The organism is Xanthomonas sontii, assembly GCF_040529055.1.
GTDB classification, from domain to species: domain Bacteria; phylum Pseudomonadota; class Gammaproteobacteria; order Xanthomonadales; family Xanthomonadaceae; genus Xanthomonas_A; species Xanthomonas_A sontii.
Window position 1 is genome coordinate 1,981,728 of record NZ_CP132342.1, and the last position, 26,207, is coordinate 2,007,934.

A 26,207-nucleotide genomic window follows, 5' to 3' on the forward strand; every position below is an offset into this window, starting at 1 on the left:
CCTCATCGCGGCGTCGCCGGCAGGTGCAGGTCCACGTACGCCTGCACCTGCGCGAACGCGCTGCGCGCGGCGGCGATCACCGCCTGTTCCTGCCCGGCATCGAGCGCCAGGCGGTCGAGCGCGGCGACGAACTGGCGCCAGTGCTGCGCGCGCCCGTCCTCGTGCCCGGCCAGATGGCGCGCGCCGAACTGCGCGTGCAGGCCCAGTTTCGCCGCCAGCCTGGCCAGGATCGCCGCACCCAGGTTGGAGCCTTCGGCCACGTACAGCCAGCCCAGCGCAGCGACCTGGGTGGGGTGGCCGGCGCCGCCGGGCGCGGTGGCGTGGTCGGCGGGAAGCGCAACGCCCAGGTCGTGCAGGTCGGCCACGAGCGCTGGCAGACGCCGGCGCTGCGCCAGGTCCGGCACCACGCTGGCCAGCACCGGGTTGGCGTAGATGCGCTCCATGTCGCAATGGAACCGGTATTGCACCTGCAGGAAGCGCGCGTAGTTGTCGCGCGAGGCGAACGGTTGCGCGGCCATGATGTGCCGGTCCAGCCGGGTATGCGCCTGCGCGGTGGCGGCCTTCAGGCGCTGCGCGCGGCTCGGCGCGGGGGAGGGGGCGATAACGGGTGGCGACGGCGTGTGCGTCACAGGGCGTGCTCCAGTTTCAGGTTGATGGTGTTGCGCTCGTAGCCGTACAGCCAGTCGACGTTGCTGCGCACGCGGTTGTGGCGCAGCGTCAGCAGCGGCACGAAGCCGCCGACCGCCAGGCGCGGCGCGCGCAGCACCAGGGTGTAGGTGCGCTCGGCATCGTGGCGGCGTGCGCGCAGGACCGCGCTGTAGGCGCCGTAGTCGCGCAGCCGGTAGGAGGCGAACACGGTGGCGTCGATGCCTCGCGGCCATTGCCGCGAACCGCCCAGGCGGACGCCGCGCTGCAGGTACGCCTCTGTGTCCTGCACGGCGGCAGTGTCGCTGGCGTCGACCCCGGCGAACACGGTCCAGCGCGCATCCAGGCTGCGGAAATAGGTGGCCGAGGCGCCGCGCACGATCGCGTCGTAGTTGGCGGCGTAAGCGCGGCGGCGGTAGCGCATGTCCTTCCAGTCGCCTTCCAGCTTGACCAGCGACCGCGGCGACAGGCTCCAACTCCATTCCGCATGCACGCCCCAGGCGCCATACAGCGCCTGGTTGCCCAGCGCGTAGTAATCGAACGAGGGCGCCAGCGCCAGGCTGTGGCGGCCGCTGCGATAGCTGTAACCGGCCTGGGTCAGCGCGGTGAGTTCGTTGTAGGCGCCGTTGTCGCGATAGCTCTGGCCGAACAGCAGCGTGCGCAGGTACAGCCCATGGTGACCGCGCAGCGGCAGGCGCCGTTCGGCGCTGGCATCGTAGTCGGCGCCGAAGGCGACGATCGCCGTGGGCGTGCTGCGGCTGAAGTAGCAGCGCCCTTCCAGCGGCAGCAGGCAGATGGAACTGGCCGAGGTGCGATTGACGTTGTCGCTCCAGGCCGGTCCCAGCGCGAAGGTGCCGTTCCAGTCGCGCCGGTTGGCCAAGGCCTGGCGGAAGCCGGCGATGGTGTTGCGCACACCCTCGGTCCTGGGATCGCCAGCGTCGATCGAGGCGGCAATGGCTGCGAACGCCTGTTCGGCCTCGCGGTCCTGCTGGTCCTCGAACAGCACCCGCGCCAGTTCCAGACGCCCGGGCAGGAAGTCCGGCTGCAACGTCAGCAGCGCGCGGTACTCCCGCTCGGCGTCGCCGTAGCGGCCGCGGTTGCGCGCCACCGCGCCCTGCGCGTAATGCACCAGCAGCGGGTCGCGCTCGGGCAGGGTCAGGTATTCGGCGAGGAACCGCTGCACGGCCGGCCATTGTTTGTTCTGAAGCGACAGGTACAGCGCGCGGCCGACGTCGTTGGCGGTCGGCGCGACGACGTAGGACATGCCGTCGACGACGATGCTCGGTCGCTCGTCGGTGGCCGGCTCCTGCACCAGCGCGCGTTCGCGTTCGAGCGCCTGGCCCTGGTCGCGCTGTTCGAGCAGGCGTCGGGTATCGTCCTGCGCCTGCGCCATCGCGCACGGCGCGGCCGCCAGCCACGCGAGGCAGGCCGTCAGTGCGACAAGCGTGCGTGCGCGCCGTCGGCGCGCGGAAGAAATGCAAGGCATCGAGCAACCGGTGCGAAAGCGGAGCAGGACTGGCATGGTCGTGGCTGGTCCTGCCCGGGTACGGATCGAAAGGCGCGGACGTGCCGCGCAGACGGATTACTGCTTGGCGCCGCCGAAGGCGGTGTCGTACTTCACCCCGGCAAAGTCGGCGATGCCGGCCAGCGCGGCCTGGTTGGCGTAGAACTGGCCGGACACCGCGCCGTTGGCCGCGACCACGCTGCCGGACTGGCGGGCGACGGCGTTGCTGCCGGAGATGCTGGCGTTGCTGTTGATGCTGGCCGTGCCGATGTTGACCGCGAAGCCGGCGTTGTTCTGGATCGAGCCGGTCAGGCGGCCGGTGCCGAAGTTGGCGGTGAAGGTGCCGGTCAACTGGTTGCCGGCGCTGTAGTCGTTGATGCCGACCATGCTGTAGGTGGCGGTGCCGGCGCTGGGCACGCTGCTGTCCGGCTTGTCGCCGACGAAGTACACCGTGTGCGTGTTCAGGCCATCGGCGTTGTCCTTGCGCGAGTACCACTCGCCGAACCACACGTCCTGGCTGCCGACCTGGGAGAAGGCGAACACGCCGAGGTTGTCGTGGCTGCTCGGTGCGCCGCTGTACGGGAAGTTCAGCACCTTGACCGAGCCGACGCCGCCGTACATCGAGAGCCCCTTGAAGTCCACCGGCTTGTCCAGGCCGGTCGAGTTCACCGCGATGCCGGCCTGGCCGGCACGGTGCGGGCCGCCGTTGACGGTGGATTCGCCGACCTTGACGTAGCTTTCGTTGCTCGACTTGCCCAGGAACGGGGCTGCGTGCGCGCTGCCCAGTACGCTGGCGATGGCCAGGCCCAGCAGTGCGGCGTGAGGACGTTTCATGTTCATGCGATGGATCCTTCTGGTTGGTTTGGAACGAGGAAGGACGTCCGTGTCCGGTTCGAATCACACTCCTTGAACGGCGTGCGGGAGATCAGAATCTCCCGGTCATGCTGAGTTTCAGCGTGCGTCCGGGGGCGGCCACCGTGGAGCGGGTGGCCGGGTCGACGTAGTAGCGATCGGTGAGGTTGGTCGCGCCCAGTTCGATGCTCAGGTTCTTGCGCAGCGCATAGCGGGCGTAGGCGTCCAGCAGCAGCGTGGTGCCCCAGGAGAACGGCACGTTGAAGGTGTAGACCAGGCGGCCGTCGCCGCCTTGCACTGAGTTCTCGCGGAACCATTCCAGATCCGGATTGCGATACTGCCGGTAGTAGGTCAGGCGGCTGCCCAGCTCCAGGCGCCGCTGCAACAGGCGCGTGCCCAGCGACCAACTCGCCGACAGCTTCGGCGTGCTCTGGGTGAGCAGGTAGCCGCCGACGAAGCCGTAGTCCACGCAGGTCGGCGCGATCCGGCCGCTGCCGATGACATAGCCGTTGTTGCTGGACAGCAGCGCTGCCGTGCTCTCGTCGCAGACTTCGTTCTTCAGCGTGTAGTTCACCCCCAGATCGGTGAACAGGCGGCCGTCGTCGTAGCGGCCCTGCAGCTCCAGGCCGCGGATGGTCTGCTTGTCGATGTTGTCGAACTTGAACTGCGCGTCGCGTTCGATCACGTCGCGGGTCTTGCTGGCGTAGTAGGCCAGCTTGACGTCGGCGGTGGTGTCCGCGCCGAGCAGCGCGCCCAGGTCTTGGACGTAGGCCAGTTCCCAGGTGTGGGCGTGTTCGGGTTTCAGGTCCCAGGGATTGAGCGAGGCGGAGAACGCAACCGTGCTCTCGAACATGCTGGGGAAGCGCAAGGTCTCGCTGTAGCGCAGATACGCCCTGCTGACATCGCTGAAATCCAGCGTCGCCGAGAAGAACGGCATCCAGCCGTGGTCCTTGCGGCGGCGCGCCCTGGCGTCGCCGGTGCTGACGACAGGGCTGGCCAGGCACGTCTGCCCGAGTGCGCCGGGCAGCGCATCCAGCGATCCGTTTAGGCAGGCATTGCCGGCCTTGGTGTAGCGGCCATGCGCATCGGCCTGCCATGGCGCCTTGTGCTGCACGTCGTACTGGGTCGGCACGTTCTGCAGCAGGTCGGCGGCGATGGCGTCGTACTCCTCCTGGGTGATGATCTCCAGGTCCAGCAGTTCGCGATTGCCGGCAAGCTGGTCGGCGATCAACGCCTCGCGCTCGGCCTGGGTGTAGGTCTGGGTGGTGCGATAGCTGATCTCGTAGCCGTCGACCAGCGACTGTCGCAGTTGCCCGGCGTGCGCGGCCAGGAAGTCGTCGAACGCCCAGTACGTGGCGTAGCGCGCGCCGGCGCTCAGCGCCAGCCGCTCGAGCGGCCGCCATTCCACGTTGAAGTAGGCCTGCCTTTCCTGGCGCCGGCCCGCGCGCGGATACATGCGCCAGCCATCGCTGACGCCGAAATAGGCGTCGTCCGAGCGCAGGCGCTCGTGCTGCACGCTGCCGCCGACGCTCAGATCGAGGCCATCGGCCAGGCGGACGCGGTTGCTCGCGGTGAGCCCGGTGCGGTCGTTGCGCGCATTGGCCAGGGCCGTGTTCCTGAGCAGCGGGTTGTCAGGCCCTTGCGCATAGTTGGGGAAGCCGCCGGCGGTGTAGGTGGCGCTGGCGGTGTCGGTGCGCCACAGCGTGGCGTCGAGGTCGAGCCAGCGGCTGTCGGCCGGGTGCCAGGTGTAGCGCAGGTTCCAGGCCTGCGCATCGACCCGGCTCAGCGGCCACTGGATCGCAGCGCGGTTCGCCGATTCGATGATCCGCGAAGGCATCACCTCGCCGTAGTGCGAGAGGCTGTCGCGATAGCCCAGTTGCAGCGCCTGCGCCTCGCTTGGCCGCCAGCCGAGCTTGAACAGCCACGATTCCATCTGGCTGGAGGTATTGGCGACCTCGTCGCCGGGCCGCCAGTAGTTGGCCATTGACAGGATGTAGTCGTCGGCGGAGGAGCCGCGCGAGCGGCTGTAGTAGCCGGCGCCGTGCCTGCCGGCATAGTAGTTGCCGCGGTCGCGATAGGCGTAGGCGGCGAACAGGTCCACGGAGTCGGCGGGGCGCCAGCCCAGCGCCAGACGGTAGGCGAGGTCCTCTCCGGAGAACACGTTGTCGCCGCCACCGCCATGGCGCGGCTGCACCTGCAGGGTGCGATCCTCGTAGGGTGCGTTCGGCGCGTTCTGCGGGAAGCCGGTCACCGTGCGGTAGTCCTGGCCGGTGTGCAGCCGCGGCAGCCGCGGCGCCACCGCGTTGCTGCTGCCTTCCACACGCACTTCGCCGCCGATGCGCTGACCGGTCTCGAGCACGTCGTCCACGTCCAGGGTGTCGATCACCATCGCGCCACCGATACCGGTGGCGACGTTGCGGGTCAGCGACGGTCCCTTGAGGATCTGGATGCCGCCGATCAGCAGCGGATCGATGTAGTTGCGATTGCTGGCGCCGTTGTATCCGCGCCACACGGTCAGCGCCTGCTCGGTACCGTCGATGCTCACCGGCACCCGGCCCGGCCCCTGGATGCCGCGGATGTTGAGATCCAGCGCGCCGCTGTTGCGCGCATCGCCGCTGAACACGCCGGCGACGCCGTTGACCAGATCCGACGGCGTGGCGCCCTTGTAGCGTTCCACCTCGGTGCGACCGATGTACGCGCTGGACAGGTCCAGGTCGTACACCGCGTCGCGGCCGCGCTGGTCGCGGACGTCGCCGCCGGCGCTGCGGTCGTCGCCGGCCACGCGCAGCGTGTCGGTGACGATCGCCCCGGCGGGTGCCGCGGCGCGCTCCAGCGTCATCGCCCGAGTGCCGGTGCGCCGTGCGACCAGGCCGCTGCCCTGCAGCAGGCGTTGCAGCGCCTGTTCGGCGCTGTAGTCGCCTTTCACCGCGGGGGCGTTCGCTCCATCTGCGATCTGGCCGGCGTACAGCACCTGCAGGCCGGTCTGCGCGGAGAGTTTCAGCAACGCCTGCGGCAGCGGCTGCGCCTCCAGATCGATCGCATGGCGGACCGACGCCGCCGTGCTGCCGGGCGCGCGCGGCACTTGGGCCAGGGCTCCGGCGCTGAGCAACATCAGGGTGAGGGTACTGCTGAGCAGGGCGAGACGCGGCGCGGGACGGGGGCGGGCGGTGGAGCGGTGGATGGGCATACGGTCGCTGGGCAGGAAGATATTTGATGAGAACGAAACGCATTCCGTTCTTTCCTGCTTAGACGGGCTCGTCCCGGCCGATCCCCCAGCCGCGACGGCCTGGTCTTGTCCTCTGCCCGGTCTTGTTTATCTCGAGTTCATGCTCTGTGCGCCGGCGGCAGTGGCCGCCTCCGGCGTACGTCGGTGCACGAGGGTGACCACTCCCAGGTCGAGCGCCTCCAGGTTGAGGCTGTCGAGCAAGGTACGCAGCGCGCGCTCGGGGTCGGCGACGTCCAGCGAGCCGGAGACCGGCAATGCGCGCAGGCGCGCATCGCGCACCAGGACGCGGTCGTGTCGGTAGCGCGAGAGCTCTTCCAGCACCTGCGCCAGCGGCGTGGCGTCGAACAGCAGTTGCCTGCGTTGCCAGGCGCCGACCGCCAGCGGGTCGAGCGGCGCGAGCCGATGCACCCGGTCGCCGCTCAGGCGCGCGCGCTGGCCGGCGCGCAGCACGGCAGTGCTGCCGCCGTCCGGCGCGCGCACGGCGACACGGCCGTCGATCACGGCGACCTCGGCGGTGCGACCCTGCAGGCGCACATCGAAACGCGTGCCGAGCACCCGGGCGCTGCCGCCGGCGCTGTCGACCACGAACGGACGCCGTGGATCGTGCGTCACCTGCAGCAACGCTTCGCCGCGCAACAGCTGGACCGAGCGCAGGTGCGCCTGCATGCCCACGGCGATGGCGCTATCGGTGTTGAGCGTGACCACGCTGCCGTCGCGCAGATGCACGATGCGCACCTCGCCGACCCGGGTGAAGGCATCGCTGCGCAGTCGGTCCAGGCCGCCCCCGCCAACCCAGGCGCTGCCGCCGATCGCCAGCGCCAGCGTGGCGGCCGCGGCGTAGACTGGCCGCCGGGTTCGCCGCCGCCGCAGGGGGGATGCCGGCGCGCGCGGCGCGACGGCAGCGGCAGAGACGGGCGGGGCGAGGTCGATGCCCAGTTCGTCGCCGATGGCCGCGGCTGGGGCGTGCAGCACGCCGAGCAGCGCGCGTGCCTCGGCCATCGCCTGCGCATGCAGCGCCGGCGCCAGCGCCAGCCACGCGGCATGGGCGCGCCAGGTGGCGTCATCGGCATCCGGGTCCAGGCGCAAGGTCCAGTGCACCGCCTGTTCGAACACGCTGTCATCGAGCAGGCTGTCATCGGGTGAGTGATGGGCGGTCATCGGTTGCCTATCCGTCAAGGAATGGGTCGGGCATCAGCGCAGACGGATGCCGGGCTATGTACGGGACGACGGGTCGACAGCGCCGGTTCCCCCGGCGGTGCCGTCAAATCTCGCGGCCGGCCTCGCGCAAGCGGCGTCGGCAATGGGTTACGGCCACTGCGATGTGTTTTTCGACCGTGCGCGGGGAGATGTCCAGATGCGCTGCGATCTGCGCGGTGCTCATGTTGCGGCCGCGGAACAGCACGAAGACGCGCCGTGCCTGCGGCGGCAGGTCGCGGATCGCCTGCAGCAGCACGGCGTACTCCTGCCGGCTCAGCGCGCTCTGGTAGGGCGAGGGCGCCGGACTGGGCACCTCGTGGCTGGTGTCGTTGGCGGCAAGGAAGCGGCTGCGCGATGCGGTCACGCGGCCCTGGTCGTTGGCGACGTTATCGATCACCGTGCGCAGGTAGCGTCCCGGGTCGCGCACAGCCTCGGCGCCCCCGGTGCCGGCGCCGCGCGTGGCCAGGCGGATCCAGGCATCGTGCACCAGATCGCCGGCCGCCCCCGCGTACTTGCGCGCGGCGTAGCGCTGCAGCTCCTCGTACTGGCGTTCCAGCGCCTCCACCAGCGGTGCAGGGCCGGGCGGGGGAGAGGAAAGGGGCATGGCATCCATCCCGGAAACCGTGTGGAAGACCGGCAGTCTAGTGCGGGTGATAGTCATTCTCAATTGCAGCGATATTGTGCCGCCTGTCGGCGCCGGCGCGCGCAGCGCGCCGGCCGAGACCGGTCGCCCTTGGAAATCGCTTGTGCATCATGCGCTTGCCGCCCCGCTGCGGAGGCGGCCGGTGCGCCAGTGTCAGGCGCGATATGCGCGCCGGCTTGCGGTCGCGGCTGGGACTGGTATCGTGCGCCGCCCGACCGTCGACGCCGAGACCCGAGCGATGCGTGGCACTCTCTACATCGTGGCGGCCCCGTCCGGCGCCGGCAAGAGCAGCATCGTCAACGCCACCCTGGCGCGCGATCCGCAGATCGCACTGTCGATCTCGTTCACCTCGCGCGCGCCGCGCCCGGGCGAACGCCATGCCGAGCACTACCATTTCGTCTCCGCCGACGAGTTCCAGCGGATGATCGATGCCGGCGACTTCTTCGAGTACGCCCGCGTGCACGGCGACTGGAAGGGCACCGCGCGGCAGTCGGTGGAGCCGCAGCTGGCCGCCGGCCACGACGTACTGCTGGAGATCGACTGGCAGGGCGCCCGCCAGGTCCGGGCCAAGGTGCCGGACGCGGTCAGCGTGTTCATCCTGCCGCCGTCGCGCGAGGCCCTGGAGCAGCGCATGCGCAAGCGCGGCCAGGACAGCGAGGCGGTGATCGCGCAGCGGCTGGCCGCCGCGCGCGAGGAGATGTCGCACTACGCCGACTTCGACTACGTGATCGTCAACGAGCATTTCGACACCGCGGTGGACGAGATGTGCGCGATCTTCGTCGCCAGCCGCCTGCGCCGGCCGCAGCAGCAGCAGCGCCATGCCGCGTTGATCGACACCCTCCTGCAGGAACAGCCAACTGGCTGATTCCAAAGGGAACTGAATGGGGTGGGGTTGATCTCGGGCGGTTGCCGCCCTACAATCCCCGCCCTTTCCCTCATTCGAACGCGTGGCCGCCGCCGGCCCGCCGGGAGCCCGCATGGCCCGCATCACCGTAGAAGATTGCCTGGAAGTCGTTAACAACCGTTTCGAACTGGTCATGATGGCGTCCAAGCGCGCCCGCCAGCTCGCCAACGGCGTGCAGGCCACCCTCGACAACACCGAGTCGGCCGACAAGCCGACCGTGCTGGCGCTGCGCGAGATCGCCGCGCGCAAGATCGACAACGCGCTGATCGACGAGGTCGAGAAGGCCGAACGCGAGCGCGCCGAGCGCGAAGCCCTGGAATGGGCCGCGGCCGAGGTCGTCGCCGACGAGGACATGTCCAAGAACGACGACTGATCGCGTCCCTGCGTCGCGATCGTCCTGCGAACAGCCCGCATCCGCGGGCTGTTTCGTTTTGCGGGTTTGCCGTCCACGCGCCGCTGGCATAGTCTTTCCGCATGAACCCAGGCCCTTCTGCCCAGGTCGCCCACGCCGCGCCATCGTCGGCCGACGAGGCGGTCCCCGACTACGTCCTGCAGCTCGAACGCAGCGCCAGCTATCTGCCGCCTGAGCAGATCCCGCTGCTGCGCCGCGCCTGGGAGGTCGGTGCGGCCGCGCACGCGGGGCAGACCCGCAAGTCCGGCGAGCCCTACATCACCCATCCGGTGGCGGTGGCCGGGGTGCTGGCCGAACTGGGCCTGGACGTGGAGGCACTGATCGCCGCGATCCTGCACGACACCATCGAAGACACGCCGCTGACCCGCGCCGAGCTGGCCGCCGAGTTCGGCGAGGCGGTGGCGGAACTGGTCGACGGCGTCACCAAGCTGGACAAGCTCAAGTTCCGCGACCGCCAGGAAGCGGCCGCCGAGAGCTTCCGCAAGATGCTGCTGGCGATGTCGCGCGACCTGCGCGTGATCATGATCAAGCTCGCCGATCGCCTGCACAACATGCGTACGCTGGGCGCGCAGAGCGCCGAGGCGCGCAGCCGCATCGCTCGCGAGACCCTGGAGATCTACGCGCCGATCGCTCAGCGCCTGGGCATGAGCCTGATGAAGTCCGAGCTGCAGAACCTCGGCTTCCGCGCGCTGCATCCGTGGCGCCACGCGATCATCGAAAAACACATCCGCAGCCAGCCGGTGGTGCGCCGCGAGTCGATGGCGCAGGTGGAAGTGCAGTTGTCGCAGCGTCTGGCCAAGGAAGGACTGGAGCACCGGCTGGTGAGCCGGATCAAGACGCCGTGGAGCATCTACAACAAGATGCGCGACGAGAACAAATCCTTCGACCAAGTGATGGATGTGTTCGGCTTCCGCCTGGTGGTGCGCGGCGTGCCCGACTGCTACCACGCGCTGGGCGCGGTGCACGCCACCTTCAAGCCGCTGGACGCGCGCTTCCGCGACTTCATCGCCATTCCCAAGGCCAACGGCTACCAGTCGCTGCATACGGTGCTGTTCGGGCCCTACGGCTCGCCGATCGAGGTGCAGATCCGCACCGAGGAAATGGACCTGATCGCCGAACGCGGCGTCGCCGCGCACTGGACCTACAAGTTCGGCGGCGATTCGCCCAACAGCGCGCAGAGCCGCGCGCATGCGTGGATCGTCGAGCTGATCGAATCGCAGCGCGCCGCCGGCTCGTCGCTGGAGTTCCTGGACAACGTCAAGGTCGACCTGTTCCCGGACGAGGTCTACCTGTTCACCCCCAAGGGCAAGATCCTGGCGCTGCCGCGCAACTCCACCGCGCTGGACTTCGCCTATGCGGTGCATACCGACGTCGGCAACCGCGCGGTGGCCTCGCGCGTGGACAAGAAGCTGGTGCCGTTGCGCACCAAGCTGGTCAGCGGACAGACGGTGGAAGTGATCACCGCGCGCTCGGCCACGCCCAAGCCGCAGTGGCTGGAGTTCGTGGTCAGCAGCAAGGCGCGCACCGCGATCCGCCACCAGCTCAAGCAGCTCGAACACGAGGACGCGGTGCAGCTCGGCCATCGCATGCTCGATCGCGCACTGGAGGCGATGGACAGCTCGCTGGAGCGGCTGCCCAAGGGGCGCCTTGATTCGTTCCTCAGCGAGCACCGCTACCCGCGCCTGGAGGCGTTGCTGGCCGACGTGGCGTTGGGCAACTGGATGCCCAACCAGGCGGCGCAGGCGCTGATGGCGTATGCCGAACTGCGCGGCGGCGGGCATTCCAAGCACTCGCAGGAAAAGATCCTGATCAACGGCACCGAGCGCGGCGTGGTCAGCTTCGCCAACTGCTGCCAGCCGATTCCCGGCGACGAGATCATGGGCTACCACACCGCCGGCAAGGGCATCGTGGTGCATCGGCTGGACTGTCCGAACCTGGCCGAACTGCGCAAGTCGCCCGAGCGCTGGGTGCCGATCGGCTGGGATACCAGCGTCATCGGCGACTACGACACCGCGCTGGTGGTGGACGTGGAGAACCGCACCGGCGTGCTGGCGCAGCTGGCGGCGGCGATCGCGCAGAGCCAGTCCAACATCGAGCGCGTCGACTACCTGGACCGCGACTTCAACGCCGCGGTGCTGCGCTTCAACATCCAGGTGCGCGACCGTAACCACCTGGCCGAAGTGATGCGCCGGCTGCGGCGCTTGAATGCGGTGCAGAGCGTGCGCCGCCAGTAGGCGGTGCCGGGCGGAATGGGTCGGGAGTTCTTGTGGGAGGGACTTCAGTCCCGACGCGTGATGGTGTCAGGCGGCTTTCTGCTTCACTCGTCGTGGCTGAAGCCGCTCTCACAAGGAATGGACTGGGGCTTCGTGCCAGTGCACGTGATCGGGCATCGTCCGCGCCGCCTGCCAACGCGGCTGCATGACAGTCGACGCCTGCGAAAAAACGCTTGGTCGCGATCCTGTCACGGTCATGCTCCCCAGTCCCCAATCCCCAATCCCCAATCCCCAATCCCTAGCCGCGCACGCCAGCTAAACTAGGCGGACATTCTTCCAACGGAGTCGCCATGTCCCGCCAGATCATCCATACCGACCGTGCACCGGCCGCGATCGGCCCGTATTCGCAGGCCGTGCGCGCCGGCAACACCGTGTACTTCTCCGGGCAGATCCCGCTGGATCCGGCCACCGGCGAGATCGTCGCCGGCGACATCGCCGCGCAGGCGCGGCGCGCGTTCGACAACCTGCAGGCGGTGGCCGAGGCGGCCGGCGGCTCGCTGGACCGCATCGTGCGCCTGGGGCTGTACCTCACCGACCTGGCGCAGTTCGCGCAGGTCAATGCGGTCATGCAGGACTACTTCCAGGCGCCGTTCCCCGCGCGTTCCACCATCGAAGTCTCGGCGCTGCCCAAGGGCGCGGGCTTCGAAGTGGACGCGGTGATGGTGCTGGACTGATCCCCCGCCGTGCCGCGCGTGCAGGTTCCGGCGCCGGCGCTGTCGGCGGCAGGCGAGGCGCCGCTGACCACGCTGCCCGGCGTCGGTCCCAAGCTGGCGGAGAAATTCGCCGCGCGCGGCCTGTCCACCCTGCAGGACCTGTGGCTGCACCTGCCGCTGCGCTATGAGGATCGCACCCGCCTGACCACGGTGGCGGCGCTGCAGCCGGGCGTGCCGGCGCAGGTCGAGGGGCGGGTGCAGGCGGTGGACCGCGGCTTCCGCTACCGGCCGATGCTGCGCGTGGCCGTGGCCGACGAGTCGCGCGGCACCCTGGTGCTGCGCTTCTTCCAGTTCCGTGCCGCGCAGGCGGCGCAGTTCGCGGTCGGCGCGCGCTTGCGCGCCTTCGGCACGCCCAAGCCGGGCCAGCACGGGCTGGAGTTCGTGCATCCCAGCTACCAGATCCTCGGCGAGGGCGACGATGCGGCGCTGGGCGATCGCCTGGATCCGGTGTACCCGGCGGTGGAGGGCGTCGGTCCGGCGACCGTGCGTCGGCTGATCGGCCAGGCGCTGGACCGGCTGCCGGAGGAGGCGGCACTGGAACTGCTGCCGGCGTCGCTGCTGAGCGAACTTGGCCTGCCGTCGCTGCGCAGCGCGTTGCTGGTCGCGCATCGGCCGCCGCCGCAGGCCGACCTGGCCGCGCTCGCCGCCGGCCTGCATCCGGCGCAGCAGCGCCTGGCGCTGGAGGAACTGCTCGCGCATCACCTGAGCCTGCGCCGCCAGCGCATCGCCATGCAGTGCCAGCCGGCACCGTCGCTGCGCGGCCGCGGACTGCTGGCCAAGCGCCTGCAGCAGTCGCTGCCGTTCCAACTGACCGGCGCACAGCAACGCGTGTTCGCGCAGATCCGCGCCGACCTGGAGCGGCCGGCGCCGATGCTGCGGCTGGTGCAGGGCGACGTCGGCAGCGGCAAGACCGTGGTCGCCGCGCTGGCGGCGATGCTGGCGGTGGACAAGCGCAAGCAGGCGGCGCTGGCGGCGCCCACCGAACTGCTTGCCGAACAGCATCTGGCCAACCTGCGCGGTTGGCTGGAGCCGCTGGGCGTGCGCGTGGCCTGGCTGGCCGGCAAGGTCACCGGCAAGGCGCGCAGCGCCACCTTGGCGCAGATCGCCTCGGGCGAGGCGCAGGTGGTGGTCGGCACGCACGCGCTGATGCAGGAGGCGGTGCGCTTCCACGACCTGGCCCTGGCCATCGTCGACGAGCAGCACCGCTTCGGCGTGCACCAGCGCCTGGCGCTGCGCGACAAGGGTGCTTCCGGTGCGGGCGTGCCGCATCAACTGGTGATGACCGCCACGCCGATCCCGCGCACCCTGGCGATGGCCGCCTATGCCGATCTGGACGTCTCCTCCATCGACGAACTGCCGCCGGGGCGCACGCCGGTGCAGACCATCGTGCTCAACGCCGAGCGCCGTCCGGAACTGGTGCAGCGCATCCGCGTGGCCTGCGCCGAAGGACGTCAGGCCTATTGGGTCTGCACCCTGATCGAAGAGGCCGAGGACAACGAGAAGTCCGCGCAAGGCGGCGCCGGCAACCGGCTCGAGGCCAGCGCCGCGCAGGCCACCTTCGAAGCGTTGTCGGCGCAGTTGCCGGAACTGCGCGTGGGCATGGTCCACGGACGCATGAAGCCGGCGGAGAAACAGGCGGCGATGCGCGCGTTCAAGCAGGGCGAGATCGACCTGCTGGTCGCCACCACGGTCATCGAGGTCGGCGTGGACGTGCCCAATGCCTCGCTGATGATCATCGAGAACGCCGAGCGCCTCGGCCTGGCGCAGTTGCACCAGTTGCGCGGCCGGGTCGGGCGCGGCGCGGCGGCGTCGAGCTGCGTGCTCATGTACCAGGCGCCGCTGTCGGCGATGGCGCGGCAGCGCCTGGAAACCATGCGCCAGACCAACGACGGCTTCGTCATCGCCGAGAAGGACCTGGAACTGCGCGGTCCCGGCGAACTGCTCGGCACCCGCCAGACCGGCCTGGCCGCGTTCCGCGTGGCCGACCTGGCCCGCGACGCCGGCCTGCTGCCGCGCGTGCACGCGCTGGCCGACCGGCTGCTGGAGGAAGCGCCGGTCCTGGCCGACCGCATCGTCGCGCGCTGGGTCGGTGGGGCGGTGCGGTTTGCCGCGGCCTGAGGGGCTGGGATTCGGCATTGGGGATGACCAGCCATTCGGCTGTTGAAAGCGGGGATTCGTAAAGCGACCGGCCCGGCTGCCCCTGCGAATCCCCACTCCCCACTCCTTCCCATGCCTGCGCCGCAGTGCCAGACTCGGCGGCCGAATGGACGAGCGAAGCGACGCATGAGCGACAAGATTCCCCTGTTGATCGATACCGACCCCGGCGTGGACGATGCGCTGGCGCTGCTGATGGCGTTCGCCGATCCGCGCCACGAGGTGGTCGGGCTGACCATCGCCGCCGGCAACGTCGGCCTGCGCCACACCGTGCGCAACGCGCTGAAACTGTGCGAAGTGGCCGGGCGCGAGGATGTGCCGGTGTTCGCCGGTTGCGCCGATCCGCTGCTGCACCCGTCGGTGGACGCCGGGCACGTGCACGGTCAGGACGGTTTCGGCGACGTCGACCTGCCGCCGGCCGCGCGCGGCGCCGAGGCCGAGCATGCCGCGCTGGCGATCCTGCGCCTGTCGCACCAGTACGCCGGGCGCCTGCTGCTGGTCGCGCTGGGGCCGCTGACCAACATCGCGCTGGCGCTGAAGCTGGACCCAACCCTGCCGCAGCGCGTCGGCCGCTTCCTGGTGATGGGCGGGGCGATCACCTGCCACGGCAACATCACCCCGGCCGCCGAGTTCAACATCGCCTTCGACCCGGAAGCCGCGCACATCGTGTTCAAGGCGTTCCCGCACATCGAAGTGGCGGATTGGGAGGCGACCGTGGCGCACGGCCTGCCGCACCGCGAGGTCGAGCAGTGGCTGGCGGTGGATGCGCCCAAGGCGCGCTTCTACGAACTGATCTCGCGCAAGACCCGGCTGTGGTCGGAAGACGCCCGCGGTGAGCACTGGTATGCCGCCGACGCGCTGGCGATGGCCTGGGCGCTGCAGCCCGACGGCGCCGAGGAGGTGCAGGCGCGCCCGATGCAGATCGAGCTGTCCGGGGTGCATACCCGCGGCGCCACCCTGGTCGACTGGAACCGCCAGCTGGGCCTGCCGGACAACGCGACCATGCTCATCCGCTACGACCACGCCCGCTTCCTGGGCCTGGCCCGCGCGGCGGTCGGCGCCGGCTGAGCCTGGCGGTCCCGCCCGGCTCCGGGCGGGACCCCAGTGGTAGAACAGCCGCGAGCCGTCACCTCACTTGCCTTCACGTAAACGTTGCGTGCAGGGCGGCAGGGCTGTTATAGTTTCCCTCTTGTCCAGCAGCCACCTACGGTGCGAGCCCATGAAGGCCGACATCCATCCCCAGTACCGCGACGTCGTGTTCCACGATGTCACCTCCGATTTCAAGATCCTGACCCGTTCGACCATGTCCTCGAAAGAGACGGTCAAGTGGGAGGACGGCGAAGAGTATCCGCTGATCAAGGTCGAAATCTCCTCGGCTTCGCACCCGTTCTACACGGGCAAGCACAAGGTCATCGACACCAGCGGCCGCATCGACAAGTTCCAGAAGCGCTACGCGCGCTGATCGGAACCGTCGAACGGATGTAGAGCGACGGCCGCTTGCGCGGCCGTTTTGCTATCCGCCACATCCTGTCTTCCCGGCGTTGACGCGCCGGTGTCATCCTTCCGTGAAAGTGCGGCGAGGATGCAACGCTGTGTCGCTTTCCTGCCGCCATCGTGCAGCATGAGGGGTGAGCGACGACGCAAATGCTGCTGTGCGATAATGGCGCGATCCGTGGCGATTGCCGTGGACTTCCTTCACGCGTCTGTTCGCAACGTAATCGGACAGGCGCCTTCCATCGAGGAGCGCACACTGTGTCCGATCTTGATCAGGTCACGTTGAACGCCGGCGACAAGTCGGTCGTTCTTCCGGTACTCAAGCCCACCCTGGGCAACGATTGCGTCGACATTTCCAAGTTGACCAAGGAGACCGGTCTCTTCACCTACGACTCGGGCTTCACCGCGACCGCCAGCTGCAAGTCGGCGATCACCTACATCGACGGCGACAACGGCGTGCTGCTGTACCGCGGCTACCCGATCGAGCAACTGGCCGAGAAGTCCAACTTCCTCGAAGTGGCCTATCTGCTGATGAACGGCGAGCTGCCCACCGCCGACGAATTCAAGAAGTTCGACCACGAAGTGACGCATCACACGATGATGCACGAGTCGCTGAAGAACTTCCTCGGCGGCTTCCGCCACGACGCGCACCCGATGGCGATGATGGCCGGTACCGTGGCCTCGCTGTCGGCGTTCTACCACGACACCCTCGACCTCAACGATCCGGAACAGCGCCGCCTGGCCGCGATCCGCCTGATCGCCAAGGTGCCGACGATCGCCGCCGCCGCCTACCGCTACTCCATCGGCTGGCCGATCCGCTACCCGCGCAACAACCTCGGCTATGTCGAGCGCTTCCTGCACATGATGTTCGAGGTGCCGAGCGAGCAGTTGCAGATGAATCCGGTCGTGGCCAAGGCCCTGGACCTGCTGTTCATCCTGCACGCCGATCACGAGCAGAATGCCTCGACCTCGACCGTGCGTCTGGTCGGTTCCACCGGCGCCAATCCGTACGCCTCGGTCGCCGCGGGCATCACCGCGCTGTGGGGCCCGGCGCACGGTGGCGCCAACGAAGCCGTGCTGAAGATGCTGGAAGAGATCGGCACCGCCGACAACGTCGAGAGCGCCGTGGCCAAGGCCAAGGACAAGAACTCGAGCTTCCGCCTGATGGGCTTCGGCCACCGCGTGTACAAGAACTTCGACCCGCGCGCGAAGATCATCCGCGAGATGACCCACAAGGTGCTGGGCGAGCTGGGCGTCAACGACCCGCTGCTGGAAGTGGCGCTGAAGCTGGAAGAGGCCGCGCTGAAGGACGACTACTTCGTGCAGCGCAAGCTGTACCCGAACGTCGACTTCTACTCGGGCATCATCTACAAGGCGCTGAACATTCCGGTGGAGATGTTCACCGTGATGTTCGCCATTGCCCGCACCGCTGGCTGGGTCTCGCATTGGCTGGAGCAGCAGGTCGACCCGGAAATGAAGATCGGCCGTCCGCGCCAGATCTACACCGGCTACGACAAGCGCGACTACACCAGCGCCGACAAGCGCTGATCGATCGCCGTCAAGGCTGTCCGGAACGCCCCGCCTCGCGGGGCGTTTTTCGTTTGTGGCGGGGTCGAAGCGGGGAGGGAGATTGGCAGCAGCCTGTCGCGCCGCTGCAGGCCGCGGCACGGGCGCCAGCCAGCGGCGCGGCGCCCACGACATGCTGACGCGGCGGTCCGCTCAGCCGGACTGGTAGTCGGCGATGTCCTGCTCGGTCAGCAGTTGCCGCAGTTGCGGCATCGAGGCGCGCCGCATCGGCTTCTCGTCCACCTGCGACAGCGGCGCCTGGCGCAGCGCGTCGTAGGGCAGCACGGTCAGGTCGAAGGTCAGCTCCTCGGCGGTGAACAGCCACACCGGGAAGTCCTCGCTACGCTCGCGGTCCAGGCGCAGGCGGCGGCTGCGCAGTTCGGCCGGGATGCGGTGTTCTTCGAGAAAGCGTGCCACTGCTTCGGCGTCGTCGCTGTGCAGGTGCAGTTGCACCGGGCTGTTGGCGTCGGCGGTGCCGTCGTGCACCGGTCCGGCCAGGCGTGGCGCGAAGGCGTGCAGGAAGTCCATCGCGCGCAGCGCCGCCTCGCGGCGCCGGCGCAGTTCGCCGGCATGGTCGGGGCCGGCGAACAGTCGCTGGTATTCGCGCAGGGCGTCCTCGATCTCGCTGTTGCGCGGCAGCGAGGCGTCGTCGTGGATGCCGAGCCGGTCGGCGGCCTTGAGCTTGGCCTGGTGGAAATCGCGGATGCCGCCTTCGGCCATCAACCGGGCGGCTTCATGCGCCAGCCGGCGGCGGCGTTCGTGCGTGCGGGTCCGGGCGTGTTGCCGAGCGTGGTGCATGGTGCGCCTCCCCTCAAAGCCTGCCCCGACTGTACCGCAGCATTGCGAAATTCAGGTGTAGCAGGCGCTGCTGCCTGAGGCGGCGTCCGCCGGGCGAGGCGCGCCCGGCGGGAACTGCCCCGGCGAACGCCGGGGGCGGGGGAACGCGACGCGATCAGAAGATATCGAATGCCGCGTCGTCGGTCTTCTGGTCCTGCAGGCTTTCGTCGAACTGCTGGATACGGTCCATGTCCTCGGTCTTGACCCATTCCGTGGCGCCGTTGAGGCTGACCTGGACCATGCCGCCCGGCGGATCGTTGCGGGCGATCGGCTGGTCCTTCAGCGCGACCCGCATGTAGTCGATCCAGATCGGCAGCGCCGCCTTGCCGCCGTACTCGCGATAGCCGAGCGAGCGGTAGTCGTCGCGACCAACCCACACGGTGGTCACGTACGGGCCGCCGAAGCCGGAGAACCAGGCGTCGCGATGGTCGTTGGTGGAGCCGGTCTTGCCGCCCACGTCCTCGCGGCCGAGCACCTTGGCCGCGGTGCCGGTGCCGCGCTGGACCACGTCGCGCATCATCGACACCAATTGATAGGCGGTGCGCTCGTCGATCGCGCGCGGCGCCACCTTGGCCTCGGGGTCGGCGGGCTTCTCGGCTGCAGCCGCCGTGGCTGCGGGCTCTGCCGGCTTGGCCGCCGGCGGCGGCGTGGCCGCGCCGAAGTTGAAGCCGTCCACCACCTGGCTGACCGGTGCGGCGTTGCCGCCGACGCTGCCGCAGCTGCGGCAGGCGGTCAGCGGATGCTCCTGGAACAGGACATTGCCGTCGCGGTCGGTGACCTTGTCGATGATCCAGGTGTTGACCAGCGAGCCGCCGTTGGCGAACACGGTGTACCCGCGCGCAACCGACAGCGGGGTCAGCGAGGCGGTGCCCAGCGACATCGACAGGTTCGGCGGCAACTCGGCTTCCTGGAAGCCGAACTGGCTGATGTACTTGCGCGCGAAGTCCACGCCGATGGCGTCCAGCAGGCGCACCGAGACCAGGTTGCGCGACTGCACCAGCGCCTCGCGCAGGCGCATCGGGCCGCGGAAGCCGCCGCCGTCGTTCTGCGGCGACCAGGTCTTGCCGCGGCGGTCGCGGAACACCACCGGTGCGTCGAGCACGATCGAGGCCGGGTTGAAGCCCTTCTCGAACGAGGCCGCGTACAGGAACGGCTTGAAGCTGGAGCCGGGCTGGCGGCGCGCCTGGGTGGCGCGGTTGAACTTGTTGCCGGCGTAGCTGAAGCCGCCGACCATGGCGCGCAGCGCGCCGTTGTTGGCGTCCAGCGACACCAGCGCCGCCTGGCCGCGCGGGATCTGGGTGATCTCCCATTCGCCCGGCTTGTCGCCTTCCTGGATGCGCACCAGGTCGCCGCGCTTGAGCAGGGTGGCGGGGCTGCGCCCGGTCCAGCGGCTGGCGGCCACCGGCAGCACCAGCTCGGTCTTGTTGGCGAGCACCACGGTGGCGCTGCCGTCGCTGCCGGTGCCGGCGACGATGCTGGGCAGCATCCCGCCCTGCGCGTAGACGCCGCTCAGGTGGCTGGCCAGCGCCGCCGCATCGGCGGTGGCCGGGACGTCGAAATGCTTTTCCACTCCATGCCAGCCGTGGCGGCGATCGTAGACGACCAGGCCCTGGCGCACCGCATGGTTGGCGGCGGCCTGCAGGGTCGCATCGATGCTGGTGTAGACATGGTAACCCTTGTCCAGCACGTCGCCGCCGAAGCGCGCGATCATTTCCTGGCGCACCAGCTCGGCCACGTACGGGGCCTCGACCTCGACCGGGCGCTCGTGCGGCGCGGCGTGCATCGGCACCGCCTTGGCCGCCTCGGCCTCGGCCGGGGTGATGAAGCCCAGCGCGGCCATGCGGCTGAGCACATAGTTGTCGCGGCGCTGCTTGGCGCGCTCGGGGTTGCTGATCGGGTTGCCGCTTGAGGGGAACTTGGGGATGCCGGCCAGCGAGGCCATCTCGTCCAGGCTCAGCTCGTTGAGCTTCTTGCCGTAGTAGTACTCGGCGGCGGCGGCGACGCCGTAGGCGCGGTTGCCGAAGAAGCTCTTGTTGAGATACAGCTCGAAGATCTCGTCCTTGGTCAGCTCGGCCTCGATCTTGCGCGCCAGCAGGATCTCCGCCAGCTTGCGGGTGTAGCTGTATTCCGAGCTCAGGAAGAACTGGCGGGCCACCTGCTGGGTGATGGTGGAGCCGCCCGGTACGCGCTTGTCGTTGGTGGTGGCCAGCAGCCACACCGCGCGGGCGATACCCTTGTAGTCGACCCCGCCATGCTCATAGAACCGGGCATCCTCGGTGGCAAGGAAGGCCTGCTTCAGCCGCTCCGGCACGTCCTTCATGGTGATGGGGTAGCGCCGGGTCTCGCCGAACAGCGCCATCAGCTTGCCGTCGCTGGAGTAGACGTACATCGGCTCCTGCAGTTCGACCTTGCGCAGGGTCTGCACGTCCGGGAGCTTGGAGGAGACGACGTAGTACAGCCCGCCTGCCACGGCGGCGCCGACCAGGCCAAGGAGGACGAACAAGACCAGCGCCCAGCGCAGCCAACGACGAAAACGGGGCATCGCGAGAGATTCCGATTGCAGATTTCTTGGGCGCAGAGTATAGAGTACGCCGGGGAACGGCTGGGGCCGGTTCCGGGGATGCGACGGGTTTGCTGCCGCAGGTCATGCCGTGACACGGATCGCGACATGCAACCGGGCGGTTGCCAATTGCAAAAAATTTGTTATTAATGCGCTGGCGCAACATTGGCGTCCAAGTGCCCGCCGGCAGGGGAAAATCCGTGGGGCTTATCCCAAAGAGTCAGCAGCCGCTGATCGGCATCGACATCAGCTCGACCGCGGTCAAGCTGCTGCAGCTTTCGCGTAACGGCAACCGGTTCCGCGTCGAGCATTACGCCGTCGAACCCTTGCCGCCCAATGCCGTGGTCGAGAAGAACATCGTCGAGGTCGAGGCGGTGGGCGAGGCGATCCGCCGCGCCGTGACCCGGTCCGGTACCCGCGCCAAGCATGCCGCGGCCGCCGTGGCCGGTTCGGCGGTGATCACCAAGGTGATCCCGATGCCGGCCGAGCTGGACGAGAGCGAGCTGGAAGCCCAGGTCGAGCTGGAGGCGGTGAACTACATCCCGTACCCGATCGACGAAGTGAACCTGGATTTCGAGGTGCTGGGCGTCATCCCCAACAACCCCGAGATGGTGCAGGTACTGCTGGCCGCCTCGCGCTCGGAGAACGTGGAACTGCGCCAGTCGGCCCTGGAACTGGGCGGGCTCGTGGCCAAGGTGATGGACGTGGAGGCCTTCGCGGTCGAGAACGCCTTCGCGCTGGTGGCCAGCGAGCTGCCGGTGGCCGCCGACGGCATCGTCGCCCTGGTCGACATCGGCGCCACCATGACCACCCTCAATGTCCTGCGTGGCGGGCGCAGCCTGTACAGCCGCGAGCAGGTGTTCGGCGGCAAGCAGCTGACCGACGAAGTGATGCGCCGCTACGGCCTGACCTACGAGGAAGCCGGCATGGCCAAGCGCCAGGGCGGGCTGCCGGAAAGCTACGAGGTCGAGGTGCTGGAGCCGTTCAAGGAAGCCACGGTGCAGCAGATCAGCCGCCTGCTGCAGTTCTTCTATGCCGGCAGCGAATTCAACCGCGTCGACCACATCGTCCTGGCCGGCGGCTGCGCCGCCCTGGCCGGATTGCCGGAGATGGTGGAGGAGCAACTGGGCGTGGCCACGGTGGTCGCCAACCCGTTGGCGCAGATGACCCTGGGGCCGAAGGTGCAGGCGCATGCGCTGGCCCAGGACGCGCCGGCGCTGATGATCGCCACCGGCCTGGCGCTGAGGAGCTTCGACTGATGGCGAAGATCAATCTGCTGCCCTGGCGGGCGGAACGGCGCAAGCAGCGCGAACGCGAGTTCTATTCGATGCTTGGCCTGGCCGCGTTCGCCGGGGTGCTGCTGGCGGGGCTGATCTGGTTCTACTACGACCTGCAGATCAGCGGCCAGAACGAGCGCAACGCGTATCTGCAGGCCGAGATCGAGAAGGTCCAGGCGCAGAACAAGGAAATCGACACCCTCGACGAGAAGAAGCGCCGCCTGCTGGCGCGCAAGCAGGTGATCGAGGAACTGCAGGCCAAGCGCTCGCAGATGGTGCACCTGTTCGACTCGCTGGTGCGGACCATTCCCGACGGCGTGGTGCTGACCTCGGTGAAGCAGGAAGGCGACATGCTGACCCTGGAGGGCCGCTCGCAGTCCAACGCGCGGGTCAGTACCTACATGCGCAACCTCGAGGGCTCTGGCTGGATGACCAATCCGGAGCTGACGGTGATCGAGGCCAAGGCCCAGGAGAAGGAAGCCAAGGGTCCGATTGTCGATACCAAGGCGCTGCCGTACGTGTTCACGCTGCGGGTCAAGCTGCCGGTGCCGGGCGAGAGCACCGATCCGGCCGCCGCCGGGACGGCACCTGCGGGTTCCGCTGCGCCCGGAACACCTGGCGCAGCCCCCGCGGGCGGCGCGCCTGGCACGCCGCCTGCGCAGGCTCCGGGCGCTCCTGCGCCTGCACCTGCCGCGGGCAGCCCTGCCGCACCGGCGCCGGCCACCGCGCCGGCACCCGCCGCCACGCCAGCGAAACAGGGACCGGCGTCATGAGCAAGAAATTCAACATCAAAGAGCTGGATTTCAACAACATCGGCAATTGGCCGCAGCAGGCCAAGATCGTGTTCTGCGTGCTGGTGACCCTGTTCATCCTGACCCTGTCCTGGTTCCTGCTGATCAGCAGCAAGAGCGACGAGTTGCAGGCGCTGGAGCAGAAGGAAACCGAACTGCGCGCCTCCTTCGAGAAGGAGCAGAGCCGTGCGGTCAACCTGCAGCCGCTGAAGCAGCAACTGGTGCAGATGGAGCAGGTGCTGCAGCAGATGCTGCGGCAGCTGCCGAGCAAGACCGAGATGCCCGACCTGATCATCGACATCTCGCAGACCGCGCTGTCCAGCGGCCTGACCAACGAGTTGTTCCAGCCGGGCCCGGAGTCGCCGAAGGAGTTCTACGCGGAGAAGCCGATCGCCCTGCGCATGGTCGGCAGCTACCACCAGTTCGGCGCCTTCGTCAGTGGCGTGGCCTCGCTGCCGCGGGTGGTGATCCTGACCATGCACGACATCAACCTGAAGCCGCGCGACAAGAGCAACGGCATCACCGCGCGCGGCGAGCTGGAGCTGTCCGGTACGGTCAAGACCTATCGCTACCTGGACGACAAGGAAATGGCCGACCAGGAACAGGCCGCGGCGGCCGCGAAGAAGGCCGGCAAGCAAGGCGGTGGCGCATGAGCCGGCAGCATCGGGTGGTCAGGATTCTCGTTGCGGGCGCGCTGGCGCTGGTGCTCGGCGCTTGCGGCCGCACCATCACCAGCACGCCGGGCGATGCGCCGAATCTGGAGAACTGGGTGAAGGAAGTGCGCGCGCGACCGGCGCAGCCGCTGGAGCCGTTGCCGGTGATGCAGCAGTTCGAAACCTTCGAGTATGCGGCGCAGGGCCTGCGCGATCCGTTCAGCGATGCCTGGGCCAGTCCCGACGGCAGCAGCGGCCTGCGCCCGGACCCGAACCGCCGCAAGGAACCGCTGGAACAGTTCCCGCTGGACAGCCTCAACATGGTCGGCACGCTGGGCAGCGGCGCGGGCCAGGTGGCGCTGGTGATGGCGCCGGACAAGGTGACCTATCGCGTGCGTCCGGGCGTGTACATGGGGCAGAGCGATGGCCGCGTGACCGGGGTGCACGAGGATCGCATCGATTTGATTGAACTGGTGCCGGATGGCGCCGGCGGCTGGCTGGAACGTCCCGCCTCCGTCGCGCTGGACGATCAATGATTGATTATGGGGATAGCACGATGACTTTTTCCAAAGCCCTGAGCCTGCGCCCCATCCGGCGTCACGCGACGATGCGGCTATGCGCGTTGGGGTTGGCGGCGATGCTCGGGAATGCGGTCGTCGCCAGTGCGGCGCCGCCCGCCGCGCCTGTTGCCGCGTCTCCCGCACCTGCGGCGGCGCCGGCCAAGCTCACGGTGTCGAAGATCGACTTCAAGCGCGGCGACGGCGGTGCGGGACGGCTGATCTTGTCCTTCAACGGCACCGGCGCCAGCCCGGACCTGCGCACCCAGGGCAACAGCGTGGTGGTCGATGTCGGCAACGCCACGCTGCCGCCGGAGTTGCAGCGTCCGCTCAACGTCACCGACTTCGCCACGCCGGTGCAGCGCATCGATGCCAAGCCCTATGCGGGCGGCGCCGAGCTGGTGCTGAACACCAATGGCGCGTTCGAATCGCTGGCCTACCAGTCGGGCAACGAGTACGTGGTCGAGATCACCCCGCGCGCCGCCGCGCCGGCGGTGGGCGCGGTCACCGCGACCACGGTCAGCCAGGCCGCCGCGCAGGTGGCCGCCCGCGGCTACAGCGGCAAGCCGGTGACCTTCAACTTCCAGGACGTGCCGGTGCGCACGGTGCTGCAGTTGATCGCCGAGGAGTCCAATCTCAACATCGTTGCCTCCGATACCGTGCAGGGCAGCGTCACCCTGCGCCTGGTCAATGTGCCCTGGGACCAGGCGCTGGACATCGTGCTGCGCGCCAAGGGCCTGGACAAGCGCCGCGACGGCAAGGTGATCTGGGTCGCGCCGCAGCAGGAGCTGGCCAAGTTCGAGCAGGACAAGGAAGACGCGCGCATCGCGATCGAGAACCGCGAGGACCTGATCACCGACTACGTGCAGATCAACTATCACAGCGCCACGGCGATCTTCAAGGCGCTGACCGAGGCCAAGGGCATCGGCGGTGGCGGTGGCGGCGGTGGAAACGGCGGCGGCAACGGCAGCAGCCAGAACGACAACGGCTTCCTGTCGCCGCGCGGGCGTCTGGTCGCCGACGAGCGCACCAACACGCTGATGATCAGCGACATCCCGAAGAAGGTCGCGCAGATGCGCGAGCTGATCAACGTGATCGACCGCCCGGTCGACCAGGTGCTGATCGAAGGCCGCATCGTCATCGCCACCGATACCTTCGCCCGCGATCTGGGTGCGCGCTTCGGCATTGCCGGCCGCAGGCAGTACGGCGGCAATACCGGCGTGGTCAGTGGCAACCTGGCCAACAACACGTCGATCATCAACAACAGCGTGCACAACATCCCGAGCGGGCTGAACTTCAACATGCCCGCAGGTACCTTCACCAACGGCACGCCAGGCTCTATCGCTTACACCTTGCTGGGCGCCAATTTCTCGCTGGACATGGAGTTGTCGGCGCTGCAGGAAGAGGGCCGTGGCGAGGTGATCTCCAACCCGCGCATCGTGACCTCCAACCAGCGCGAGGCCGTGATCCGGCAAGGCAAGGAAATCGGCTACGTCACGGTCACCGGCGGCACTGGTGGCACCGCCGCCACCCCGAACGTGCAGTTCAAGGATGTGCTGCTGGAGCTGAAGGTGACACCGACCATCACCGACGACAATCGCATCTTCTTGAACATGAACGTCAAGAAAGACGAGGTGGAGCGCTACGTTACCCTGCCGCTGTACGGCACTGTCCCGGAAATCAATCGCCGCGAGATCAACACCGCGGTACTGGTCGACGACGGGCAGACCGTGGTGATCGGCGGCGTCTACGAATTCACGGATCGCAGCAGCATCTCCAAGGTGCCGTTCCTGGGGGACATCCCGTTCCTGGGCAACCTGTTCAAGCAGCGCGGCCGCAGCAAGAGCAAGGCAGAGCTGCTGATCTTCGTGACCCCGAAGGTGATGCGCGTGGCCAAGCGCGCCGGCTGATCGGCGCGGGCAAGGCGGGAAATCTTCGACGGGAGAGGC

General features: G+C 68.6%; 21 protein-coding genes. 13 read left to right on the forward strand and 8 right to left on the reverse strand.

Features of this window, described 5'->3' with window-relative positions; genetic code table 11:
* Positions 1–2 precede the first annotated feature (2 nt).
* From RAB70_RS08420 to RAB70_RS08445, 6 genes are all read right to left on the reverse strand, one after another.
* Complete coding sequence (locus tag RAB70_RS08420) at positions 3–629, reverse strand: biliverdin-producing heme oxygenase (RefSeq protein WP_148827750.1); 627 nt, start codon at positions 627–629, stop codon at positions 3–5.
* A complete protein-coding gene (locus RAB70_RS08425) occupies positions 626–2,038 on the reverse strand; it encodes a surface lipoprotein assembly modifier (protein WP_148827749.1) in 1,413 nt (470 codons plus the stop codon). Before RAB70_RS08425 ends, RAB70_RS08420 begins: the two co-directional genes overlap by 4 nt.
* A 189-nt stretch (positions 2,039–2,227) precedes the next feature.
* Positions 2,228–2,989: a Slam-dependent surface lipoprotein gene (locus RAB70_RS08430; protein WP_148827748.1), complete on the reverse strand. Its 762-nt coding sequence runs from the start codon at positions 2,987–2,989 to the stop codon at positions 2,228–2,230.
* 85 nt (positions 2,990–3,074) lie between these two features.
* Positions 3,075–6,188 carry a TonB-dependent receptor gene (locus tag RAB70_RS08435; RefSeq protein ID WP_265531429.1) on the reverse strand — a complete coding sequence of 1,038 codons (3,114 nt, stop codon included), beginning with the start codon at positions 6,186–6,188 and terminating at the stop codon, positions 3,075–3,077.
* A gap of 126 nt (positions 6,189–6,314) precedes the next feature.
* Positions 6,315–7,385 carry a FecR family protein gene (locus RAB70_RS08440; RefSeq protein WP_148827747.1) on the reverse strand — a complete coding sequence of 357 codons (1,071 nt, stop codon included), beginning with the start codon at positions 7,383–7,385 and terminating at the stop codon, positions 6,315–6,317.
* 103 nt (positions 7,386–7,488) lie between these two features.
* Positions 7,489–8,085, reverse strand: coding sequence for an RNA polymerase sigma factor (locus RAB70_RS08445; protein ID WP_265531430.1), 597 nt, complete (start codon positions 8,083–8,085; stop codon positions 7,489–7,491).
* Between the two features lie 220 nt (positions 8,086–8,305).
* On the opposite strand from RAB70_RS08445, the gene gmk reads away from it, so the two are divergent.
* From gmk to RAB70_RS08485, 8 genes are all read left to right on the forward strand, one after another.
* A complete protein-coding gene (gene gmk / locus RAB70_RS08450; RefSeq protein ID WP_017909850.1) occupies positions 8,306–8,932 on the forward strand; it encodes a guanylate kinase in 627 nt (208 codons plus the stop codon).
* A 112-nt stretch (positions 8,933–9,044) separates the two neighbouring features.
* The gene (rpoZ, locus tag RAB70_RS08455; RefSeq protein WP_010343101.1) at positions 9,045–9,344 is read left to right on the forward strand and encodes a DNA-directed RNA polymerase subunit omega; all 300 of its coding nucleotides are present in this window, start codon (positions 9,045–9,047) and stop codon (positions 9,342–9,344) included.
* 101 nt (positions 9,345–9,445) lie between these two features.
* Positions 9,446–11,617: a bifunctional (p)ppGpp synthetase/guanosine-3',5'-bis(diphosphate) 3'-pyrophosphohydrolase gene (locus RAB70_RS08460; protein ID WP_017909851.1), complete on the forward strand. Its 2,172-nt coding sequence runs from the start codon at positions 9,446–9,448 to the stop codon at positions 11,615–11,617.
* 329 nt (positions 11,618–11,946) lie between these two features.
* Positions 11,947–12,330: a RidA family protein gene (locus tag RAB70_RS08465; RefSeq protein WP_010341827.1), complete on the forward strand. Its 384-nt coding sequence runs from the start codon at positions 11,947–11,949 to the stop codon at positions 12,328–12,330.
* Positions 12,331–12,339: 9 nt separating this feature from the next.
* The gene (recG, locus tag RAB70_RS08470) at positions 12,340–14,487 is read left to right on the forward strand and encodes an ATP-dependent DNA helicase RecG (RefSeq protein ID WP_265531431.1); all 2,148 of its coding nucleotides are present in this window, start codon (positions 12,340–12,342) and stop codon (positions 14,485–14,487) included.
* Positions 14,488–14,652: 165 nt separating this feature from the next.
* Positions 14,653–15,591, forward strand: coding sequence for a nucleoside hydrolase (locus RAB70_RS08475; protein WP_017909853.1), 939 nt, complete (start codon positions 14,653–14,655; stop codon positions 15,589–15,591).
* 151 nt (positions 15,592–15,742) lie between these two features.
* Positions 15,743–15,985: a type B 50S ribosomal protein L31 gene (locus RAB70_RS08480; protein WP_010341537.1), complete on the forward strand. Its 243-nt coding sequence runs from the start codon at positions 15,743–15,745 to the stop codon at positions 15,983–15,985.
* 290 nt (positions 15,986–16,275) lie between these two features.
* Positions 16,276–17,565: a citrate synthase gene (locus RAB70_RS08485; RefSeq protein WP_026143410.1), complete on the forward strand. Its 1,290-nt coding sequence runs from the start codon at positions 16,276–16,278 to the stop codon at positions 17,563–17,565.
* Positions 17,566–17,736: 171 nt separating this feature from the next.
* Here the strand turns inward: RAB70_RS08485 and RAB70_RS08490 are convergent, their stop codons facing one another.
* Both RAB70_RS08490 and RAB70_RS08495 read right to left on the reverse strand, forming a co-directional pair.
* Positions 17,737–18,381, reverse strand: a complete 645-nt coding sequence (locus RAB70_RS08490; RefSeq protein ID WP_148830003.1) for a hypothetical protein — start codon at positions 18,379–18,381, stop codon at positions 17,737–17,739.
* Between the two features lie 154 nt (positions 18,382–18,535).
* Complete coding sequence (locus RAB70_RS08495; protein ID WP_148830004.1) at positions 18,536–20,962, reverse strand: penicillin-binding protein 1A; 2,427 nt, start codon at positions 20,960–20,962, stop codon at positions 18,536–18,538.
* A gap of 218 nt (positions 20,963–21,180) precedes the next feature.
* Between RAB70_RS08495 and RAB70_RS08500 the strand changes: the two genes are divergently transcribed.
* From RAB70_RS08500 to RAB70_RS08520, 5 genes are read left to right on the forward strand one after another with little or no spacing between them, the layout of a single operon-like run.
* Complete coding sequence (locus RAB70_RS08500; protein WP_017908825.1) at positions 21,181–22,239, forward strand: pilus assembly protein PilM; 1,059 nt, start codon at positions 21,181–21,183, stop codon at positions 22,237–22,239.
* A complete protein-coding gene (locus RAB70_RS08505) occupies positions 22,239–23,030 on the forward strand; it encodes a PilN domain-containing protein (RefSeq protein ID WP_148830005.1) in 792 nt (263 codons plus the stop codon). Before RAB70_RS08500 ends, RAB70_RS08505 begins: the two co-directional genes overlap by 1 nt.
* On the forward strand, positions 23,027–23,701 hold the full coding sequence (locus RAB70_RS08510) for a type 4a pilus biogenesis protein PilO (protein WP_017914107.1): 675 nt from the start codon (positions 23,027–23,029) through the stop codon (positions 23,699–23,701). The genes RAB70_RS08505 and RAB70_RS08510 overlap by 4 nt, the downstream gene beginning before the upstream one ends.
* Complete coding sequence (locus RAB70_RS08515; protein WP_026143551.1) at positions 23,698–24,237, forward strand: pilus assembly protein PilP; 540 nt, start codon at positions 23,698–23,700, stop codon at positions 24,235–24,237. The genes RAB70_RS08510 and RAB70_RS08515 overlap by 4 nt, the downstream gene beginning before the upstream one ends.
* Before the next feature lie 20 nt (positions 24,238–24,257).
* Complete coding sequence (locus tag RAB70_RS08520; RefSeq protein ID WP_148830319.1) at positions 24,258–26,168, forward strand: type IV pilus secretin PilQ; 1,911 nt, start codon at positions 24,258–24,260, stop codon at positions 26,166–26,168.
* Positions 26,169–26,207: the final 39 nt, after the last annotated feature.

What these genes read in the sequence shown, in the direction of transcription:
- RAB70_RS08505 (WP_148830005.1), top strand. Translation starts at nt 22,239, where the DNA reads ATGGCGAAGATCAATCTGCTGCCCTGGCGGGCGGAACGGCGCAAGCAG.
- RAB70_RS08480 (WP_010341537.1), top strand. Translation starts at nt 15,743, where the DNA reads ATGAAGGCCGACATCCATCCCCAGTACCGCGACGTCGTGTTCCACGAT.
- RAB70_RS08425 (WP_148827749.1), bottom strand. Translation starts at nt 2,038, where the DNA reads ATGGCGCAGGCGCAGGACGATACCCGACGCCTGCTCGAACAGCGCGAC.
- RAB70_RS08495 (WP_148830004.1), bottom strand. Translation starts at nt 20,962, where the DNA reads ATGCCCCGTTTTCGTCGTTGGCTGCGCTGGGCGCTGGTCTTGTTCGTC.
- RAB70_RS08465 (WP_010341827.1), top strand. Translation starts at nt 11,947, where the DNA reads ATGTCCCGCCAGATCATCCATACCGACCGTGCACCGGCCGCGATCGGC.
- RAB70_RS08515 (WP_026143551.1), top strand. Translation starts at nt 23,698, where the DNA reads ATGAGCCGGCAGCATCGGGTGGTCAGGATTCTCGTTGCGGGCGCGCTG.
- gmk (WP_017909850.1), top strand. Translation starts at nt 8,306, where the DNA reads ATGCGTGGCACTCTCTACATCGTGGCGGCCCCGTCCGGCGCCGGCAAG.
- RAB70_RS08460 (WP_017909851.1), top strand. Translation starts at nt 9,446, where the DNA reads ATGAACCCAGGCCCTTCTGCCCAGGTCGCCCACGCCGCGCCATCGTCG.
- RAB70_RS08510 (WP_017914107.1), top strand. Translation starts at nt 23,027, where the DNA reads ATGAGCAAGAAATTCAACATCAAAGAGCTGGATTTCAACAACATCGGC.
- rpoZ (WP_010343101.1), top strand. Translation starts at nt 9,045, where the DNA reads ATGGCCCGCATCACCGTAGAAGATTGCCTGGAAGTCGTTAACAACCGT.
- RAB70_RS08430 (WP_148827748.1), bottom strand. Translation starts at nt 2,989, where the DNA reads ATGAACATGAAACGTCCTCACGCCGCACTGCTGGGCCTGGCCATCGCC.
- RAB70_RS08475 (WP_017909853.1), top strand. Translation starts at nt 14,653, where the DNA reads ATGAGCGACAAGATTCCCCTGTTGATCGATACCGACCCCGGCGTGGAC.
- RAB70_RS08445 (WP_265531430.1), bottom strand. Translation starts at nt 8,085, where the DNA reads ATGACTATCACCCGCACTAGACTGCCGGTCTTCCACACGGTTTCCGGG.
- RAB70_RS08435 (WP_265531429.1), bottom strand. Translation starts at nt 6,188, where the DNA reads ATGCCCATCCACCGCTCCACCGCCCGCCCCCGTCCCGCGCCGCGTCTC.
- RAB70_RS08520 (WP_148830319.1), top strand. Translation starts at nt 24,258, where the DNA reads ATGACTTTTTCCAAAGCCCTGAGCCTGCGCCCCATCCGGCGTCACGCG.
- RAB70_RS08440 (WP_148827747.1), bottom strand. Translation starts at nt 7,385, where the DNA reads ATGACCGCCCATCACTCACCCGATGACAGCCTGCTCGATGACAGCGTG.
- RAB70_RS08490 (WP_148830003.1), bottom strand. Translation starts at nt 18,381, where the DNA reads ATGCACCACGCTCGGCAACACGCCCGGACCCGCACGCACGAACGCCGC.